General features: G+C 34.0%; 13 protein-coding genes and 3 pseudogenes. 13 read left to right on the plus strand and 3 right to left on the minus strand.

Annotation, left to right across the window (positions count from 1 at the left end):
* Positions 1-11 precede the first annotated feature (11 nt).
* From COB47_RS01420 to COB47_RS01440, 6 genes are all read left to right on the plus strand, one after another.
* Complete coding sequence (locus COB47_RS01420; RefSeq protein ID WP_041742338.1) at positions 12-1,277, plus strand: MFS transporter; 1,266 nt, start codon at positions 12-14, stop codon at positions 1,275-1,277.
* 106 nt (positions 1,278-1,383) lie between these two features.
* Positions 1,384-2,367 carry a LacI family DNA-binding transcriptional regulator gene (locus COB47_RS01425; protein WP_013289648.1) on the plus strand — a complete coding sequence of 328 codons (984 nt, stop codon included), beginning with the start codon at positions 1,384-1,386 and terminating at the stop codon, positions 2,365-2,367.
* A 94-nt stretch (positions 2,368-2,461) separates the two neighbouring features.
* A complete protein-coding gene (locus COB47_RS01430) occupies positions 2,462-3,505 on the plus strand; it encodes a Gfo/Idh/MocA family protein (protein WP_013289649.1) in 1,044 nt (347 codons plus the stop codon).
* Between the two features lie 45 nt (positions 3,506-3,550).
* Positions 3,551-4,489 carry a sugar phosphate isomerase/epimerase family protein gene (locus COB47_RS01435; RefSeq protein ID WP_013289650.1) on the plus strand — a complete coding sequence of 313 codons (939 nt, stop codon included), beginning with the start codon at positions 3,551-3,553 and terminating at the stop codon, positions 4,487-4,489.
* 197 nt (positions 4,490-4,686) lie between these two features.
* A complete protein-coding gene (locus tag COB47_RS12450; protein ID WP_237698957.1) occupies positions 4,687-5,562 on the plus strand; it encodes a hypothetical protein in 876 nt (291 codons plus the stop codon).
* A gap of 21 nt (positions 5,563-5,583) precedes the next feature.
* The gene (locus COB47_RS01440; RefSeq protein WP_237698959.1) at positions 5,584-9,579 is read left to right on the plus strand and encodes a DUF6531 domain-containing protein; all 3,996 of its coding nucleotides are present in this window, start codon (positions 5,584-5,586) and stop codon (positions 9,577-9,579) included.
* Here COB47_RS01440 and COB47_RS01445 read toward each other — a convergent pair.
* Positions 9,547-10,776, minus strand: a complete 1,230-nt coding sequence (locus COB47_RS01445) for an IS256 family transposase (RefSeq protein WP_013289651.1) — start codon at positions 10,774-10,776, stop codon at positions 9,547-9,549. The two genes, COB47_RS01440 and COB47_RS01445, sit on opposite strands and share 33 nt — an antisense overlap.
* 437 nt (positions 10,777-11,213) lie before the next feature.
* Between COB47_RS01445 and COB47_RS12950 the strand changes: the two are divergent.
* The 4 genes and pseudogenes from COB47_RS12950 to COB47_RS01460 form a co-directional block, all read left to right on the plus strand.
* Positions 11,214-11,360, plus strand: a pseudogene (locus COB47_RS12950) (RHS repeat-associated core domain-containing protein); the annotation flags it as partial.
* A gap of 84 nt (positions 11,361-11,444) precedes the next feature.
* On the plus strand, positions 11,445-12,197 hold the full coding sequence (locus COB47_RS01450) for a hypothetical protein (RefSeq protein ID WP_237698961.1): 753 nt from the start codon (positions 11,445-11,447) through the stop codon (positions 12,195-12,197).
* Between the two features lie 510 nt (positions 12,198-12,707).
* On the plus strand, positions 12,708-13,622 hold the full coding sequence (locus tag COB47_RS01455) for a hypothetical protein (RefSeq protein ID WP_013289652.1): 915 nt from the start codon (positions 12,708-12,710) through the stop codon (positions 13,620-13,622).
* Between the two features lie 331 nt (positions 13,623-13,953).
* Positions 13,954-14,814, plus strand: coding sequence for a hypothetical protein (locus COB47_RS01460; RefSeq protein WP_013289653.1), 861 nt, complete (start codon positions 13,954-13,956; stop codon positions 14,812-14,814).
* A 93-nt stretch (positions 14,815-14,907) separates the two neighbouring features.
* Here the strand turns inward: COB47_RS01460 and COB47_RS12085 are convergent, their stop codons facing one another.
* The gene (locus COB47_RS12085; RefSeq protein WP_148217789.1) at positions 14,908-15,342 is read right to left on the minus strand and encodes a hypothetical protein; all 435 of its coding nucleotides are present in this window, start codon (positions 15,340-15,342) and stop codon (positions 14,908-14,910) included.
* 82 nt (positions 15,343-15,424) lie between these two features.
* On the opposite strand from COB47_RS12085, the gene COB47_RS01465 reads away from it, so the two are divergent.
* Positions 15,425-15,652 (plus strand): hypothetical protein, encoded by a 228-nt coding sequence (locus COB47_RS01465; protein WP_013289655.1) that lies wholly within the window; start codon positions 15,425-15,427, stop codon positions 15,650-15,652.
* On the opposite strand, the pseudogene COB47_RS01470 reads toward COB47_RS01465, so the two are convergent.
* Positions 15,620-16,861 (minus strand): annotated as a pseudogene (locus COB47_RS01470) (IS256 family transposase). The gene COB47_RS01465 and the pseudogene COB47_RS01470 overlap by 33 nt on opposite strands.
* Before the next feature lie 119 nt (positions 16,862-16,980).
* Between COB47_RS01470 and COB47_RS01475 the strand changes: the two are divergent.
* Positions 16,981-17,334 (plus strand): DUF2019 domain-containing protein, encoded by a 354-nt coding sequence (locus tag COB47_RS01475; RefSeq protein ID WP_013289656.1) that lies wholly within the window; start codon positions 16,981-16,983, stop codon positions 17,332-17,334.
* Between the two features lie 706 nt (positions 17,335-18,040).
* Positions 18,041-18,427 (plus strand): annotated as a pseudogene (locus tag COB47_RS11860) (IS21 family transposase); the annotation flags it as partial.
* Positions 18,428-18,537 lie beyond the last annotated feature (110 nt).

Genomic DNA, 18,537 nt, shown 5'->3' on the forward strand with positions numbered 1-18,537 from the left:
GGGTGATTTTTATGACAAGGATCAAGGCACAGCTGCAGCAGATGGTTTTAGCATTCAAAGAGATAAATCCAAACGCTAAAAAGATCCTATTTTTTGAGCCCATTTTCACTATTCCCTATGCCATGTATATCATCTACTCTTCACTTTACATGACAAGAGTGGGAGTAAAGGATTACCAGATAGGACTGCTGTCAACAGTGTTGAACCTGGTGATGCTTATCACATCACCATTTGCAGGACTGCTTGTGAACAGGTTTGGACGCAAAAAGGTTCTCCTCATTGGCGATTTTCTGTCGTGGTGCGTGTATGCATATATATTTTTCTTTGCAAAAGATTTTACATGGTTTCTAATTGCTACCATTTTTAACGGACTTATGAGAATTCCTGAACTTGCATGGCGACTTCTTTTAATGGAAGATGCAACCGAAAACGAAAGAGTTGCAATCTATTCTGTAACTGTATTTGTGTGGAATATGGGTAACCTTTTTGCGCCTGTAATGGGCGTCCTTGTTGCAAGGTTTGGCTTGATACCTGCAACTAAATGGACAGTCCTTGCGTTTGGGATTTTAGTAAATATACTAATTGTTGTAAGACATCTTGTGACGTCTGAAAGCTCTGTGGGGCAAAAACTTGCGCAGGAAAATTCTGATAGCAATAATAATGGTTTTTCAGAGTGGTTTGACAGTTTAAAGTATATGTTCAGAAACAGGCAACTTCTACTGATAGTACTTGTCACCATATTTGGCAACGTTGCCCTGATATTCAGAGACACATATAAAAATATTTACTTGAGTGAAGCTTTGCATTATCCAGATAGTATAATTTCGGTGTTTCCTACGCTGTGGAGTACGGTAGCCCTTATATTTGTAATATTTTTAATTCCGAACCTCAAAGAACAAAAACATGATAGTGTTCTTTTTTGGGGAATGCTCTCAATTACAGTTTCAAATGCTCTGATTTTGGTTGCACCACCTGGAACGTTTGGCTTTATTTTGATGATAATTGTAACAGTGCTTGGCAGCATAGGAGCTGCAGTATATTATTCATTTGTTGATGCTATCTTGGCAAATTCTGTTGATGACAGCAGAAGAGCGCATGTGTTGTCAATCACAATGTTTTTAATCTCTCTTTTTTCCATGCCGGTTGGTGCAATAGCCGGGCAGTGTTATACCTTTTCAAAAAGTTTGCCTTTTGTACTTGCTACAATCTTTACTCTTTTGTGCACAGTTTTGATTTTCTTCAAGGTAAGAATAAAAAGAGCCCAAGAAAGACAGTAACTTGACGCTATTGTTCGGATATAATTCAAAGTAATTACAAAGGTTGCAAGGATTTTTTCAAAGGTATAAAATAAAAAACAAAAGTAAAAGTATCTGGGGGTGTGAAATGCCAACAGTCAAAGATGTTGCCAAAAGAGCTGGTGTTTCTGTTGCAACAGTTTCAAGGGTTTTGAATAATTCAGAAAAGGTTTCTGAACAAACGCGACAGAAGGTTTTAAAGGCGATAGAAGAACTGGGATTTAAGCCTAACCTTCTTGCAAGAAACTTCCGAAAAGACAAGTCAAATCTGATATTAGTTATACTTCCTACAATTGCCAATGCATACTTTGCACGTGTTGTTAAAGGTATTGAGGATACTGCACGAAAGAATGGTTATGGAATACTTCTTTGCACAACGCAAAACAGCCCTGAGATTGCAGCTGAGTATTTAAAGCTTATAGAAAGAAAACAGGTTGATGGGGCAATAATTGCATCTGCAAAGATTGAGATTGATTTTTGCAAAGAGCTTGACACAAAAAGGATTGTTCAGGCATGCGAGTTTTATCCTTTTTTGGACACTTCATTTGTAACAATAGACCACAAAAGAGCCTTTTATGACGTTGTAGACTACCTCATAAAAAAAGGCAAGAAAAATATTTTATGCGCAATTGGAAACGAGGAGATTCCTTCTGAGTTTGAAAGGAAAGAAGGATACAGAAAAGCTCTTGAAGAAAATGGACTTGAGTTTAGAGAAGAGAACGTCATAAGATGCAGCTATGGTTGGGCAGAGCTTTATGAGAAGCTCAAAAACCTTTGTTGTCTTAAAAAATATGATGCAATTGCCTGCTCTTCAGATTTGATGGCAGTTGGGGCGATAAAGGCTGCCAAAGCTCTGGGACTTAAAGTCCCTGATGAGTTTTCTGTGACAGGTTTTGACAATATCATGATGTCAAGGCTGTATGAGCCATCAATCACAACAGTTGCACAGCCCATGTACTCAATAGGCGAAAAAGCTGCTCAGATTTTGATTGATACGCTTGAAACCCCTGGTACTTTAAAACAGCAAAGAATTATACTTCCTCATGAGCTCAAAACAAGAGAGTCTGCCTGATGTTTATTTTTATTTTAAAACCATTGTAATTGATTACACAATAGTATATAATGATATATGTAATCATTTACACTAACGAAGGGAGAAGACCAAATTGACAAAAGTAAGACTTGCAATAATTGGATGCGGTTCAATAACAAAGCACAGACATGCGCCGGAGGCAAAGCAAAATCCCAATGTTGAGCTTGTTGCTGTATGTGACAGGAATTTAGACCATGCAAAAGCTATTGCAGAAAAATTTAAAGTTGGAAACGTCTATGATGATTACGAAAAGATGCTCAAAGAAATAAAACCTGATGCAGTAATAGTTGCAACGCCAAATTATCTTCATGCTGATGCTACTATAAAAGCTTTAAAAGAGGGTGCTCATGTTCTTTGTGAAAAGCCAATGGCAACAACAGAAGATGAGTGCAGAATGATGGTAGAAACTGCAAAAGAGACAGGCAGGTTTTTAATGATTGCTCATAACCAAAGGTTTAATAGTGCCCACAAAAAAGCAAAAGAAATAATTCAAAGCGGTGAGCTTGGGAAGGTTCTAAGCTTTAAGACAACATTTGGTCATGGAGGACCTGAGAGCTGGAGCTCAGACAAGCCTGATACATGGTTTTTCCATAAGGATTTGGCTGTATTTGGTGCTATGGGTGACCTTGGCGTTCATAAGATTGACCTTATGAGGTTTTTGCTCGGGGAGGAGTTTGTTGAGGCAGCTGCGTTTGTTACAACTCTTTCCAAAAAGTATCCAAATGGCCAGCTAATTGACGTTGACGACAATGCAGTCTGCATTTTAAAGACACAGAGCGGCGCAATTGGAACGCTTACAGCTTCATGGACATATCCAGGAAGTGAAGATAACTCTACTGTAATCTACTGTGAGAAGGGTTCAATCACGCTTTACGCAGACCCAAAATTTTCGATGATAATAAGATATGCAAACGGTCAAAAAGCATATTTTGAGCTTGACACAATGCAGACAAACGAAAGACAAACAAAATCAGGTGTGGTAGACGAATTTATTGATTGTATCTTGACTAACACACCACCTAAAATTTCTGGGGAAGAAGGCTTAAAGACAATGAAGGTTGTGTTTGCATGTTTTGAGTCAGCAAAGACTGGCAAGATTGTGAGGATTGATTATTAAACATTGGGTAAGATTCAAAAAATAAAAAGAGGAGCTGACGATAGCATGAAACTTGGGTTTTTAACAGCCTGCCTGCCAAAACAAAGCCTTGAAAATCTTGTTGTGTGGGCAAAAAGTGTTGGTTTTGAGATGTTGGAGGTTGCGTGCTGGCCTGTAAAAAATACAAGAGACTACTCTAGCACAACCTTGGATGTTGTAAGGCTTACAAGAGACGAAGCAGAAAGAATCAAAAAGCTTTTTGAACAAAACAATATGCAAATTTCTTCTCTTGCATACTATGACAACAACCTGCACCCTGATCTTGTGATAAGAAAATCTTACCATGACCATTTAAAAAAGGTGATTGATGCAGCAAATCTTCTTGGAGTCAAGTATGTTGGGACCTTTGTTGGGAGAAACTATAACAAAACAATCAAGGAAAACTTTGACGAGTTTGAGATTGTGTTTAAAGAGATTTTGGAGTACGCAAAGGAAAAAGGAGTTTCTATTATAATAGAAAATTGTCCTATGCCAGGCTGGAACTCAAACGGTGGTTGGACAGGTACAATTTCGTATTCACCTGAGCTTTGGGAGGAGATGTTCTCAAGGCTTCCGTATGACAACTTTGGTTTGAACCTTGATCCGTCACACCTTATTTGGCTTGGGATTGACCCTGTTTCGGTCATAAAAGAGTTCAAAGACAAAATATTCCATGTCCATGCAAAGGATACTCAGATTTTGAAAGACAAGCTTAATAAATATTCCATTTTTGGTAGCCAGATTCAAAGAAAAGATGAATGGGATATGGGTTACTGGGTGTACAGAATGCCAGGTCGTGGCGAGATTGATTGGAAAGCATTTTTGAAAGAACTAAAACAAAACGGCTATAGCTTTGTTGTGAGCATAGAACATGAAGACCCAGAGTATGAAGGAACTGAAGAAAAAGTAAAAGAGGGACTAAGGCTTGGGTTTGAATATTTAAAGGATGTTATCACTAAAATATAACAACGTATATATTTTAACAACGTATACATTTTTGCGGTTGGCAAAGATTAGTTTTTGCCAACCTTTTTATTTATAATGCTTATATAATGCTTACTTAAGATATAAATTATAAAAATGTAAAATATAGTTGACAGTTAAGAAAAATTAAAAGTATAATATTGTCAAAAAATACTATATAGACGAGGGGAAAGGATAGAATGAAGAAAATAACAAAACAAATTGTGTCATTGCTGCTTTTGTTATCTTTTTTAACCACTAATGTATTTTTTAATCTCACAGCCTTTGCTCAGCAAGTCAGCACAGTTCCTTCTGATCAGCAGAATTTTCTTCAAATGAGCGAGGAGGAATATAAAAATTATAAAAAAAGCCTTGCTCCACAAGTTGAGACAAAGTCAATCTCGCGCTTAACTACTTTTTCCACAAACTCAGCTTTTCTGTCAGCGTCAGTTCAAAATACATCACAGCTTATTGGCAATGATTTTATAGAATATTTTCTTGAAGCTGTAAATAATACTGAAAAAGGCCGTTTTACAATAGGAGCAAGAAAAGGTGATCCTTCAAATCCAAATGATGATGGTAAAATAATGCTTTATGGACATCCTAGAGCATGGTCAAGCTATACAACAGTCAATATTGATGGTTCATACTTTATTTTCAATCCTTCATCTTTTTTATACAGTGGAACCACTTCATTGTGCCAGCAAGTAGCAAATGAGGTATATATTGTTCAAGAGCTTTCTATTGTCAAAAGTGCCACAACTCCAAGAGAAGATACTGTTCAGATAAAGTATAAAATAAAAAATAGTTCAACAGGAGCTAAAAATATTGGTCTTAGGATAATGCTTGACACAATGCTTGGAAGTAACGATGGAGCACCATTTAGAGTACCAGGGCTTGGAGCAGTTACTAACGAGATTGAACTTTCTGGTGATAATATACCCGAATATTATCAAGCCTTTGATACACTTACAAATCCCACTATAATAACTCAAGGGATATTTTATACAGATAAAGGAAATAGACCAGATAGAGTTCAATTTGCTCACTGGTCAAATTTGTATCGTACTCCATAGAATTACACAGTTAACCCAAATGTGAGGTTTTCTAATGGTACTTCATATGGTGGTGACAGTGCTGTTGCAATATATTGGGAAAATGAAATTCTTCTTCCTAATGAAGAAAAAGAGTTTGTAACATATTATGGTATAGGCGAATTTACACAGGAACTGAGACCACCTTTAGCGGTAAGTCTAACATCTGTAAGTGAAATTCAAGCAAATGAAAATGATTATTATCCAAATCCTTTTACTGTAACAGCTTATATAATGAACAATTCAAATGTCCAGGTAAACAATGTAAAAGCAAAGATTGTATTACCTGACGGACTTGATATTGAAGAAGAAGCTGAAAAAACTATTGACAGTTTAAAACCAGGAGAAGAACGTTTAGTTTCGTGGAAGGTATTCGTTGAACCGTTTACGGATGAAACCACGTTGACTTATTCTGTTGCAGTTGTGGCAGATAATGTTGAGGGTAAAGTTTTATCAAGAACAATAAAAATACCTCCCCATCCAGCTGGCGACCAGTTTTTATATCAAACTGGAATTGAGACCATTGAGAATGGCACAAGCTGTTTAGTAGGTGAGCCTGTAAATCCAGCGGTGGGTAATTTTGTAACAAGTTCTGATGATATTTCTATTGAGGGTAGTAACAAGATAGTATTTAGCAGATTTTATAATTCTATTGATTCATACAAGGGCATATTTGGCAATAATTGGAGATACTCATTTGATTTTAAACTTAAAAAAGTGGGCGAAAAACTAAGAGTATTTTTTAATGATGGGCATGCAGAAGATTTTGTTTTTAATCAAGATATTGGCAAATATATATCAATTTTTGATAACAAAAAATTTATCACTAAAAACCAGAACGATTATATACTTGAACTCAATGGAGAGGTCAAATTCTATTTTAATTTGGACGGGCAATTAATAGCAATAGAAGATGAAAATAGCAATAAAACAACTCTGGTTTATGAGGATGGTAGACTTGTAAAAATTGAATCTTTGATTGGATATTTAACCTTCCATTACAATACAGATGGATATGTGACAAAAGTTACTGATAACAATGGGCGTTTTGTTGAATATGGCTATGATGGGGACAGGTTAATTTGGTTTGCAGATGTTGAGGGGAACAGATACAGATATGAATATGACGAAAAAGGAAGACTTACAAAAATAATAAATCCGCTTGGAGTTTCAGAAGTAGTAAACGTATATGATGAAAAAGGCAGAGTAATAAGTCAGCAAACAGCAGACGGTAGCTTGCACACATTTGTGTATGATGATGTTGCTCACACTACCACATATATTCAGCCAAATGGAGCTAAAATTGTTTATAAAAAAGATGGTAAATACAGAATATTCGAACATGAATTTGAAGATGGAAAGGTTCAGTATGTCTTTGACGACAACAATCAGATAATTGGTTATATTGACAAGAATAACAACAGTTACAGGTACGAATATGATGAAAAAGGCAACCTAATAAAAGAAATTAATCCTCTTGGCTTTGTTACACAATTTGAATATGACAGTAGAGACAATTTAATAAAAATTAGAAATCCCGATGGAACTGCTATTACTTTTGAGTATGATGATAAAGGCAATGTGATATTAACAAGAGATGAAGTTGGAAGAGAAACCAAGGTAGAATATAACGAAAAGGGTCTTCCTAAAAGAATTATCTATCCAAATGGAGCAGTTCAGGAGTTAGAATATGATGAGAAAGGAAACGTAACAAAAGTAAAAGATCCATTGGGAAGTATAACCACTTATGAGTATGACACTTTCAACAGATTAATTGGGATGATTAAGCCCGAGGGTAATAAAACAGTATTTTCGTGGACAAAAGCAGGTTATATATCCTCAATAAAGTATCCTGACAATACGTCTCAAGAATTTGAATATGATGCTAAAGGCAATGTGACAAAAATAATTGACCAGCTTGGAAGACAAACAATTTACAAATACAATGAAATTGGCAAGCTAAGTGAGATAACAGATGCGGTTGGTAGGGTGACAAAATTTGAATACGATAATATGTGGAATTTGAAGAAAATAATAAAACCGGATGGCACTTTTATAGAATATTCATATGATAACTTGAACAGGCTTGTTGCAGTGAAAGATGAAGAAGGATTTATTGTGAAGTACGAATACGACCCTAACGGTAATGTGACCAGAGTAGTAAGTGGTAGAGGGAAAGAGACCAAGTATGTTTATGATGCTCTTAACAGAGTTATAGAAGAAATTGACGCAAAAGGCAGAAGTACAAAATTTGAGTATACCTACGATGGCAAGATAAAGAGAATTATTGATGCGCAGGGAAATGTAACCGAATATGAGTACAATCCAGCAGGTGAACTTGTTGCTAAAAAAGATGCACAAGGGAACATTGTAAAATACAGCTATAATGCGCTTGGGCTCATTAGCACTGAAACTGACGAGGTTGGAGCAACAACACGCTATGAATACGATTTAAAAGGGAATTTAGTCAAGATAACCTTTGCAGATGGTTCAACAAACAGATTTGAATATGATAGAAACGGTAATTTGAAGAAATATATTGATGCCAATGGTCAGGTTACAGAGTATTACTATGATAACTGTGACAGATTAGTCATGACAAAAGATGCTCTTGGCAGCACTAAAAGATATGAGTATACGCCAACAGGAAAGCTGAGCGCAATTATTGATGCAAAGGGTAACAAGACCACATTTATATATGATGCTGTTGATAGACTTGTAGAGGTAATTTCGCCTGATGGTGCGCGGGAAATATTTGTTTATGATTCAAATGATAACGTAATAGAAATTCACAAATTTATGGGAGTAACAAAAGAGACAATAGAAAGAATGAACAAAACAAAGGGTGAAAAGTATTCGGAGCAGTTGAAGGAAATAGTAATAAAGTACAAATACAATAAAAGAGGGCAGTTAGTATCAGAGCAAGATGCGTTAGGCAATGTAAAAGTTTATACCTATGATGCAGATGGAAATTTAATTGAAAGTGTTGATAAGAACGGCAACACTACAAAGTATGAATATGATGCAGTGAACAATCTTTCAAAGATAACCTATGCAGATGGGAAAACTGTGGAGTTCAAGTATGATAATTTAGACAGGCTTGTTGAAGTAAATGATTGGTTAGGAAGCAAAAAATATGAATATGATGTTTTGAGTAGGGTAACAAAAGTAGTTGATTACAAAGGCAGAGCATTTGAATACAGTTACACCAAAAGAGGAGAAAAGGCTGCAATAAAATATCCTAACGGGCGATTGGTGCAGTACGAATATGACGTTGTTGGCAGGTTAATAAAAGTTACAACTGATGGTAAAGAGACAAAGTACAAGTATGATGCTAAAGGTAATCTAATAGAAAAGATATTGCCAAATGGAGTAAGAAGTGTTTATGAATATGATGCGGTTTCACAGCTGACAAGACTTGCAAATTACGGTTCAAAATCTAAGATACTAAGTGAAATACTGTACAAGTATGATCCAAACGGGAACAAAATTTATGCAGAAAAGAGGATAAACGAAAGAGAGATAGGTAAATTAGCAGGAATAACTGAAGGAAAAGTATATTATGAGTATGATACACGCAATCAACTTATAAAAGTAAAAAGAGAAAATGGGTTTGAAGAGAGATATTTTTACGATACACTTGGCAACAGGGTAAGAAAAGAAGAGTATGCGGGAAGGATACTTGCAAATGTAATTGACTATAAATACGACGATGAACAGAGGTTATACGAAATAAAGGCCACAGGACTTATTGACTGCATAAAACTGCCAGAGATCAAAATGGAATATGACAGCGAAGGAAACTTAATAAGTATAAAATCTGGCAGGACAGAGATTATAAGAAATACATTTGATGTTCGGGGAAGGCTTACAAAGGTAAATACAATATGGGGAATAGAAAGTATATACACATATGATTCATCAGACAAAAGAGTAAATAAAATAGTAGAGCTATCGAGAGACTTGTCAAGAATTTTGTGTTTCCAATTTATAACGTAAATTGTAAAGTTGGGTTATGTTGTTAATGCATTTTCTAATGCTGGGAACTCCATTTTTCCATTTTGTACGGCGTAAGTTCTCTCGCTGTAAGTAAATATTAATTTCTAAGACTTCAACAGACTGAAAGTATCCACCTGAATTTACTCTAATCTTCTCAATCATGCTATTTACACTTTCAACGGCGTTTGTGGTATAGATATGCTTTCTTAATTCCTCAGGGTATTTCATATGTGCAAGATAAAACTCTGCTTTTTCTGATATTGCTTTAATAAATCGAGGATATTTTGAAAGGTATCCATTGCAAAGTTCTTTAAATTTCAGTACAGCTTCGTCAAAATCGGAGGAAGAAATTCTAAGTCTGTCTAAACTCTTGTTAAAAGCTGAAGCATCTTCTTTTGTCATATGTTTTCTGACATTACGTTGGAGATGGACAAAACACAGTTGATGGTCAGCAAGAGGATAAGCAAGTTTGACAGCATCTATAATACCAGGAAAGTCATCACTTATGACAATTAAAACTTCTTTAAGACCTCTTGTAATTAAATCGTCAAAAACTTTCATCCAATCAGCCTTATTTTCTTTGCCAAAGAAAGTGTAGATACCAAAAATATCTTTTTTACCTTCTAAGTCGATGCCGAGGACAACATAACAAGTAGCTTGTTTAACCTTAGAATTATCCTTAACTTCACAATGATAACCATCGATGATAAGAGCAAAAGTACTTGTTGGTAGTTCTCTTTGTTTGAATAACTGAAGTTCATTTTTAAGGTCTTCTTTGATTTTTAGTATTTCATTTTCGGAATATGGAAGATTCAAAGCTTTCAAAGTTTGAACAAGGGAACTTTCGGAATAACCATTGACAACTAAAGACATAAGAAGGTCGGTGTACGAACTATCAACTCTTTTGTAGCGGTCAGGGAGGATAGAAGGTCGGAAATTACCAGTACGCGTGCGAGGGACAGAGATTTCAAGACTGCCAACAGGTGTTGCAAGTTTTCTATCGTAAAAACCATTACCTTTGTCATTGTCGTTTTTAGCAAGGTATACTGCTCTTTCCGATAACATAAAGCAATCGAGCAAGTTTTCTAAGAGTTGCTTTAGAGCTGGGCGATTAGGATCATCTTTGGAGCAATACATATTTAATACTTGCTCTACAGCCATGTTTTTAGCAGTTTCGTAAATTTCGTTTTTATTCATTCTCAGTGACCCCCTTTGATGATTATTTCAATACTAATTATACAGTGGACACAATTTTATTTTAACTCCCGCTATCGAAATTTAGCAAAGATATACTTAGGAAATATCTAAACGACGGAAGAGTTAGCAGAATTCAGGAAAGATGTGAAGAGTTAATAAATAACAAAAGATACAGGGCAGAATATGAGTATGTATATGACGAGACAAGTGAAAGTGACGATTTAGTAGCAATTAATACAAATTATGGAGTAGATGAAGAGTATATATATGGAAATGGTATAATAGGAGCACAAGTAAAAGAGAGAGGAAAACTATATAGCTACTATTATCTAACAGATGACTTATTCAGCCCTCAGATAATCGTTGATGCGACAGGCAAAGTAGAAGGATATAGAGCATATAGCGAATTTGGCGAAAAAGTAGTAGAGATAGGGAAAATAAGAGGGTTAGATGTAGTAGGATTTACAGGTTACAAAGAGGATAAAGAGAGTGGATATTTATATGCAGCAGCGAGGTATTATTTACCGCAGGTAGGAAGATATATAAGTAAGGACAGGATATTTGGAGAGATAGCCGAGCTTACAAGTCAGAATCCATATGTATATTGTTTGAACAATCCGCTGATATATGTAGATCCGAGCGGAGAGCTAAGTGTAAAACAGAGCATATTGTTAATCCAAGGATTGGGATTGGGTTTATGGGAAGTTGCAAGGGAACAATTAAAAGCATTAGGAGATATTATCAGTTTTAGGTTTATAGGAGCATTTATTGATATAGCAAAAGCTTTACCGAAATTATTAAACAGTGATGTTATAAAGGAATTATTGAAGAGTTTATATGATAGGTATGTAGAACCTGTTGAATATGTTATAAAGCATACAAGAGAAGTGTTTAGTGGCAGAACATGTAATGAAGAAGTTAAGGAATATGGAAAGAAGTTAGGAATAGTAGTTGGGACAATAGTAGCCACAGTAGCAGATATTATATTGGGCAAAAAAGCGATAGAATTAGGCGCAAAGTTAATACAGAAGTTAGGTAATATAAGTAAGAGAGTAAAAGGTTTAATTTGGAAGGTAGCAGAAGCAGCACCTAAGAAGAGGATTACGCTTGAGTATTTGATTGAGACCGCTAAATTTGTTGAGAAAAAGAAATCTACCGGATTATATATTTATGAAAAAAGTGGTGGTTTTGAGAATGCTTTAAGAGATTTCTATAATTTAGAGCCAAAGAATGTAAAAATAATTGAAGGAACATATAAGGGAGATATTCAAATAACATATGTAGGAGATTTAAAAGATGGGGAGAAAGTAATTGTAAGACTGAAAAGTGATGAGGGAAGACCAACGTTGGAGATACAAAAGTTTAGTGAAATATCAAATAGATGTAAACCAAAGATAAAAATCAGGTATAATGATAATTAGTTTTTTCTTAGTTGTTAAATTAAATGCAACAATGAAAAATTAAAGCCATAGCTTCAAACAGTCTATAATTGTAGTATGGAATGGCAAAACCATACGCAAGGAGGTTTGAAGCTATGGCTTACAATAAACATACTACAAAAAGAATTAAGATTTGAACACTCAAGCAGAGTATATAACAATAGCAATGACAAATTGGAGTTATAATAATTAGAAAAATGGCGAAAAAATTAGCTACAAGAGTAAGTGCAATTTTCCTTTGAAGCAAAAATAAGTACAACACCTTGCGAAAAAATAATACTTAAAGTTTATTTAAAAAACACTTTAGTGTAACTAGAAAACAATTTGTTAAAAAAAGAAAACAAAGCAAGGAATAGTAGGAAATGTAAACTATCAGACGAGATATGTTTATGAAGATTCAGAGATTATTGGGAAATAAGTTCATCAAGTTAAGTATTTAAACGTATGATATATTGAAATTTAAAAAGCAAAAATAAGAGAAGGTTGATGATAATGAGTTGGATAGATATGGGAGTTAGATGTGAGACAATTAAATTTGAAGGTAGTCAAGGGTTTTTCATAAGGTTGATTAAAGGACAAAAAAAGTTTGAGATATTAGAATCAGGATATCCATATTCAGTTTTGTTTTGTGCAACTGAAAACAGGAAGAGACTTATGGAGATGTTAGAAACGGAGGATCCGGTTGTTTTAGAAGAAGAGTTGTATATGTATATTGGGAGGAATACAGGATATGTAAATTGGTTAATTAGAGATAGTTATCCGGACTCAGTTGATAAGATACATTATATTATACCTACAAAGAATTATGTTATCGAATTTATAAGTAATTTTGTACCGCCAGAAATTATATATCCTTTTTGCAAGAAAATGACAGAAATTGACGAAGAAAAATTGATAGAAGGATTAGAACTTACAGATATGTCATGGGAATACGATAAGGAAGAGTATATAGAATTTGTTGACGATAAATTTCTTGAAAAAATGGATATTAGTAAGGGACTATTTATTGGGGATCTAATATACAAAGAAGGGAAACTTGTAATATTATTAGATCAAGGAATAAGGAAAAATGAGGAAGGTAAATATTATATGGGTGAGCAGTTCGTAGTAAAATTTGAGAGTGGTATAGAGGCAGTAAGATTTGCAGATGAAGGCAGAAGATTGTTATTGTGGCTTATATTTTGGGATATAAAAAAGTACAAATTTAAAAACGGATATTTTTTAAAAGTAGAAAATTCAGAGTTTATCAGGTGGTTAGAAAAGGAAAGAGGTAAGAAGTTTGAAGAAGAGGTAAATCATTATTGTTTTCTTTCTGATATGTTGGTGGTAGATGTGGTATCAAAATGTGAACCTACAATAGAAAAACTAAAAAGAAATAACAGTGAAATTTCAAATAGAGATAATTAGAGATAATTTTAAGTAGACTACCTTAACTGATAATATTAAAGCCTCATTGGATTGATTTATCTATCTGCTAATAGGAAATAAATATTTTTTTAGGAACTGAAAAATGTTGTTGTTTATTAGATAGAAATTACAAAGTAAGTTAAAAAATCTGAATGAAATAAATGTAATTATTAAAGTAAAATAACAATACAAAATTAATGTTTGAGATTCGAGTATTTAACTTTTAAAACAAATACAACTAAAACACAAAGAACAAAATGTTAAGTCTATTTACATTTCTATATATAAATAAGGAAATTGAATTATAAGAATGAGAGAAGGTTATGTAGAAATGAAATGGTTGGATAATGAAGTAAGATTTAGTGCATTTAAATTTGAATATGGTAAAGGAATTTTAATGACATTGATTTATGAGAAAAATAAATTTGAAATATGGGCAAGCTTGCCATATTCAATTCTATATTGTGCAACGCAAAATAGGAAGAGATTAATCGAGATATTGGAATCAAAAGCCTCTAATAAATGTAAGAAAGACTTGTCTATGTATGTTGGAAGAAATACAGGATATATAAACTGGTTAATTCAAGAAAGCTATCCATTTCCTGACGATATAGAGCATTGGATTATACCTACGTCTAATTATGTTTTAGAATATTTGGGATCCTCACTGGATGTGATAGATCCATTGAATAAGAGTATAATAGAGGTTGACATAGAAAAAGTGATAGAAGGATTAGAACTTACAGATATGTCGTGGGAGTATGTCAAAGAAGAGTATAAAGAGTTTATTGATAGTAAATATCTACAAGAAATAAGTCTTGAAAAAGTAATATACGATGAGGGTGGAGTTAGCATACTATTAAATGGTGAGTTAAGGAAAAATAAACATGGTAAAAATTATAAAGATAAAATTTTAATAACATTTAATGATAGTATAGAAGCGTTAAGGATTACAGAAACTGGCAGAAGGTTGTTATTAGATGTTATGTTTTTGAATACAAAAAAATATGAACCGGAAAGGAAATGTTTTTTTAAAGTAAAGAATTCAGAGTTTATCAGATGGTTAGAAAAGGAAGGAAGAGGGAAATTTAAGGAGAATATTTTTCATTATTGTTTTATTACTAGTAATATGATAGTAGATGCAATATCAAGACATAGCCCTAAGATAGAGAAATTAAGAGAGTATAAGTAACAATAAATTAAAAAAGTCCAAATTAAAGAAGAGTTTTAAATTATTATAAGTAGAAGGTTGTAGAGGAATATAATGTATGGTAATAGTGATATGTTAGAATTGAGAGCAGAAGATAGTAGAAGCAACAGATGGATTATCGCTAAAGAATTTAGGGTTTTTCAAGGACATAGTAGTTGGTATAATAAAAGGTGTAATAAGACTTAGTGACATAGCAAGTGTATTAGCAGAAGGGTATTTTAAGGAGTATATAGAGCCTGTAGAGAGGTTAATAAAGCTAAGTTCAGATGTATTTGGAAGAGAAGCAGTATGTGACAGCAAGGTAATAGAGTATGGGAAATATTTAGGAATAGCGGTTTGCAACATAGTAGAGGTAATAAGTGACTTTGCAACAGGCGGCACAGGAGTATTTGGCAAGGCAGCAGGAAAGTTAGTATCAGTTCTTGGCAAAGCGGGCAAGAGGGTAAGGACATATCTTGGCAAGTTTGCAAAGATTGAGAAAAAGCTTTCAACAGCAGAGTATGTTCTCAAATATGGAAAGTCATTTGAAAGTTTTGCAGAGCTTAAGAAATATCTTGGTTCACCTGGAGAAGATAAAGAGTGGCATCATATAGTGGAGCAATGTCAGATAAAGAAATCTGGTTTTGATGCAAGATTGATACACAATACTAAGAATGTAATAGCGATTGATAAAGAGATTCACAGGAAAATAAGCGGGTATTATTCGTCTAAAAAGGAATTTACTAAGGATAAAACAGTGAGAGAATGGTTAGCAGGGCAGAGCTATGAGTTTCAATATGGAGACTTGTCAAGAATTTTGTGTTTCCAATTTATAACGTAAGTTGTAAAGTTGGGTTATGTTGTTAATGCATTTTCTAATGCTGGGAACTCCATTTTTCCATTTTGTACGGCGTAAGTTCTCTTCCTGTAAGTAAATATTAATTTCTAAGACGCAAGCAGCTTAAAGTATCCACCTGAATTTACTTCTTGCCTTCTCAATCATGCTATTTACACATAAAGCGGCATTTGTAGAAAAAGCTTTCTTAATTCCTCAGGGTATTTCATATGGACAGAATAAAACTCTGCTTTTTCTGATATTGCAGCAATAAAATCGAGGATATTATGAAAGGTATCCATTACAAAGTTCTTTAAATTTCAGTACAGCTCAATCAAAATCGGAGGAAGAAATTCTAAGTTTGTTCTTAACTCTTGTTAAAAGTGGAAAGCTTTATCTTTTGTCATATGTTTTCTGCTATTTTGTTGGAGGTGGACAAAAGCAAGCTAAAGGTAAAAAAGAGGATAAGTAAGTTTGACAGCATCTATAATACCAGGAAAGTCATCGCTTATGACAATTAAAACTTCTTTAAGACCTCTTGTAATTAAATCGTCAAAAACTTTCATCCAGGTAAGCCTTATTTTCTTTGCCGAAGAAAGTGTAGACGCCGAAAATGTCTTTTTTACCTTTCTTAGTCGATACCGAGGCAGGCATTGCAAGTAGCAAATTTGCTCTTAGAATTATCCTTAACTTCACTTTTGAATAACCATCGATGATAAGAGCAAAAGCACTTGCAGATAAGTTCTCTTTATTTGGAAAACTCAAGCTCATTTTTAAGGTCTTCTTTGATTTTTAGTATTTCGTTTTCGGAATATGGAAGATTCAAAGCTTTCAAAGTTTGAACAAGGGAACGCACAAGAATAACCGTTGATATACTTGCGACATAAGCAGGTAAGTAGGTGAAGTATCAACTCTTTTGTAGCGGGAAGAAGAGGATAGAAGGTCGGAAATTGGAAGTAACGTGTGCGAGGGACAGAGATTTCAAGACTTGAGGCAGGTGTTGCAAGTTTTACTTCAATAAAAACCATTGCCTTTGTCATTGTCGTTTTTAGCAAGGTATACTGCTCTTTCCGATAACATAAAGCAATCGAGCAAGTTTTACTTTTAGTTGTTTTAGAGCTGGGCGGTTAGGATCATCACAGGAAGCAATACATATTTAATACTTGCTTCTTTTGCCATGTTTTTAGCAGTCTCAATAATTTCGTTTTTATTCATTTTAAATAACCCCCTTTTGATGATTATTTCAATACTAATTATACAGTGGACACAATTTTATTTTAACTCCCTCAATATGAGTTTGGACTACAAGTACTTAGAGATTTTGGGGTGATAGAATGATAGATGTTAAAAAATTGATTGAGGAATACAGAAACGCAGCAATATTGCAGAAGGAAGCTTCGAGAGACGGCGATTATAAGACAGCTAATAAACAATATTCGAAGTTAATAAGGATTTACAAAATATTAGAGAAAGATAAAGATTTAAGAGAAAAAGTTTTAAAAGAATTGCTAAAAGATGAAAACATATGTGTAAGTAGTTGGGCAGCAGCACACTGTTTGAGGTTAAATATATATGTTGATGAAGCAGTGAAATTACTTGAAGAGATTGCTAAAAGGGAAGATATTGGCATTTGGAGATTTGATGCAGAGATGACATTGAAGGTATGGAGAGAAGAGGGGAAATTATAGTTGTGCCAATTTACTATTTCAAGGTAAGTTTTAGTAAAAAATAATGATTGTATAATAAGTTTTAGAACGAAGTATATTGTGGGGAACAAGTTTTAAAATGCTGAAAGAGGGGCTTATGAAAGACCCGAGTTTGGCAGAGTTTGAAGATTAGCAGATTATAGGGGAGTGGCAGACAAGAGTGCTGCTCCCTTGTTTTTGATTAAAACGTTGTAATAGCGATTAATAAAGAGATTCACAGGAAAATAAGCGCATATTATTCCTCCGAACAACGTATTTCAGGAGAGAAGACAGTAAGAGAATGGTTAGCAGGGCAGAGCTATGAATTTCAATATGAGTTTGGACTTAAGACATTAAGGAAGTTTGGGGTGATAGAATGAAAGATATAAAAGATTTAATTGAGGAATACAGGAAGGCAGCAATAACCCATAGGGAAGCAACATACGAAGGAAAAAATGTTAATGATAAAATAAAAATGTACTGAAAGTGGAATATAAGAATGTACAAAATTGTACATTGATATGATATCCTTTCTCATGGTGAGGGGGGATATCAAATGAAAAATTTAACAGCACATTTAAACATGATAAGGGCGATGAAAATGAAACCTAACTTTTCAGAACTTGCAAGAATATATGGAGTTGATAGAAGAACTGAGAAGAAATACTTTGAAGGAAAACCTAAGAATAGAAATAAATCGACACTTCAAGCAGCAGCTGTTGATATAACAGGTGAAAAAATTAAAGTGAGTTAAAGATTTAAAAGCTTTGCGGAAGACTTTGGATTTGAAATAAAGCTTTGCAAACTCAGACATTCGTACACAAAAGGAAAAGTTGAAGTAGCAAACAAGTTTATAGATTGGATATTGCCATATCAGGGTGAATTTGAAACAGAAGAGGATTTAGTAAGGATAATAAAAGAGATAAACGCAAAAGTCAATATGCAGCCAAATCAAACAACTCAAGTCCCACCTGCTCTTCTGTTTCAAAAAGAAAAAGAGTATTTACTACCCTTGCCAGATAAAAAGTTAATAGAGAGTTACTTGGATTGCTACAAATCAGTAAAAGTCCAAAAAGATTCTCTGATTTACTACAAGTAGGGAAAAGGTATTGACAATAACAAGTAACAACTCTGCCTTATTCTAAACCTGAGAAAATTAGAGCAATTTTAAGCTATTTTAAGAAAAACATAATTTTAGCTCAAAAA

It is taken from the genome of Caldicellulosiruptor obsidiansis OB47 (assembly GCF_000145215.1).
Taxonomy (GTDB): Bacteria; Bacillota; Thermoanaerobacteria; order Caldicellulosiruptorales; family Caldicellulosiruptoraceae; genus Caldicellulosiruptor; species Caldicellulosiruptor obsidiansis.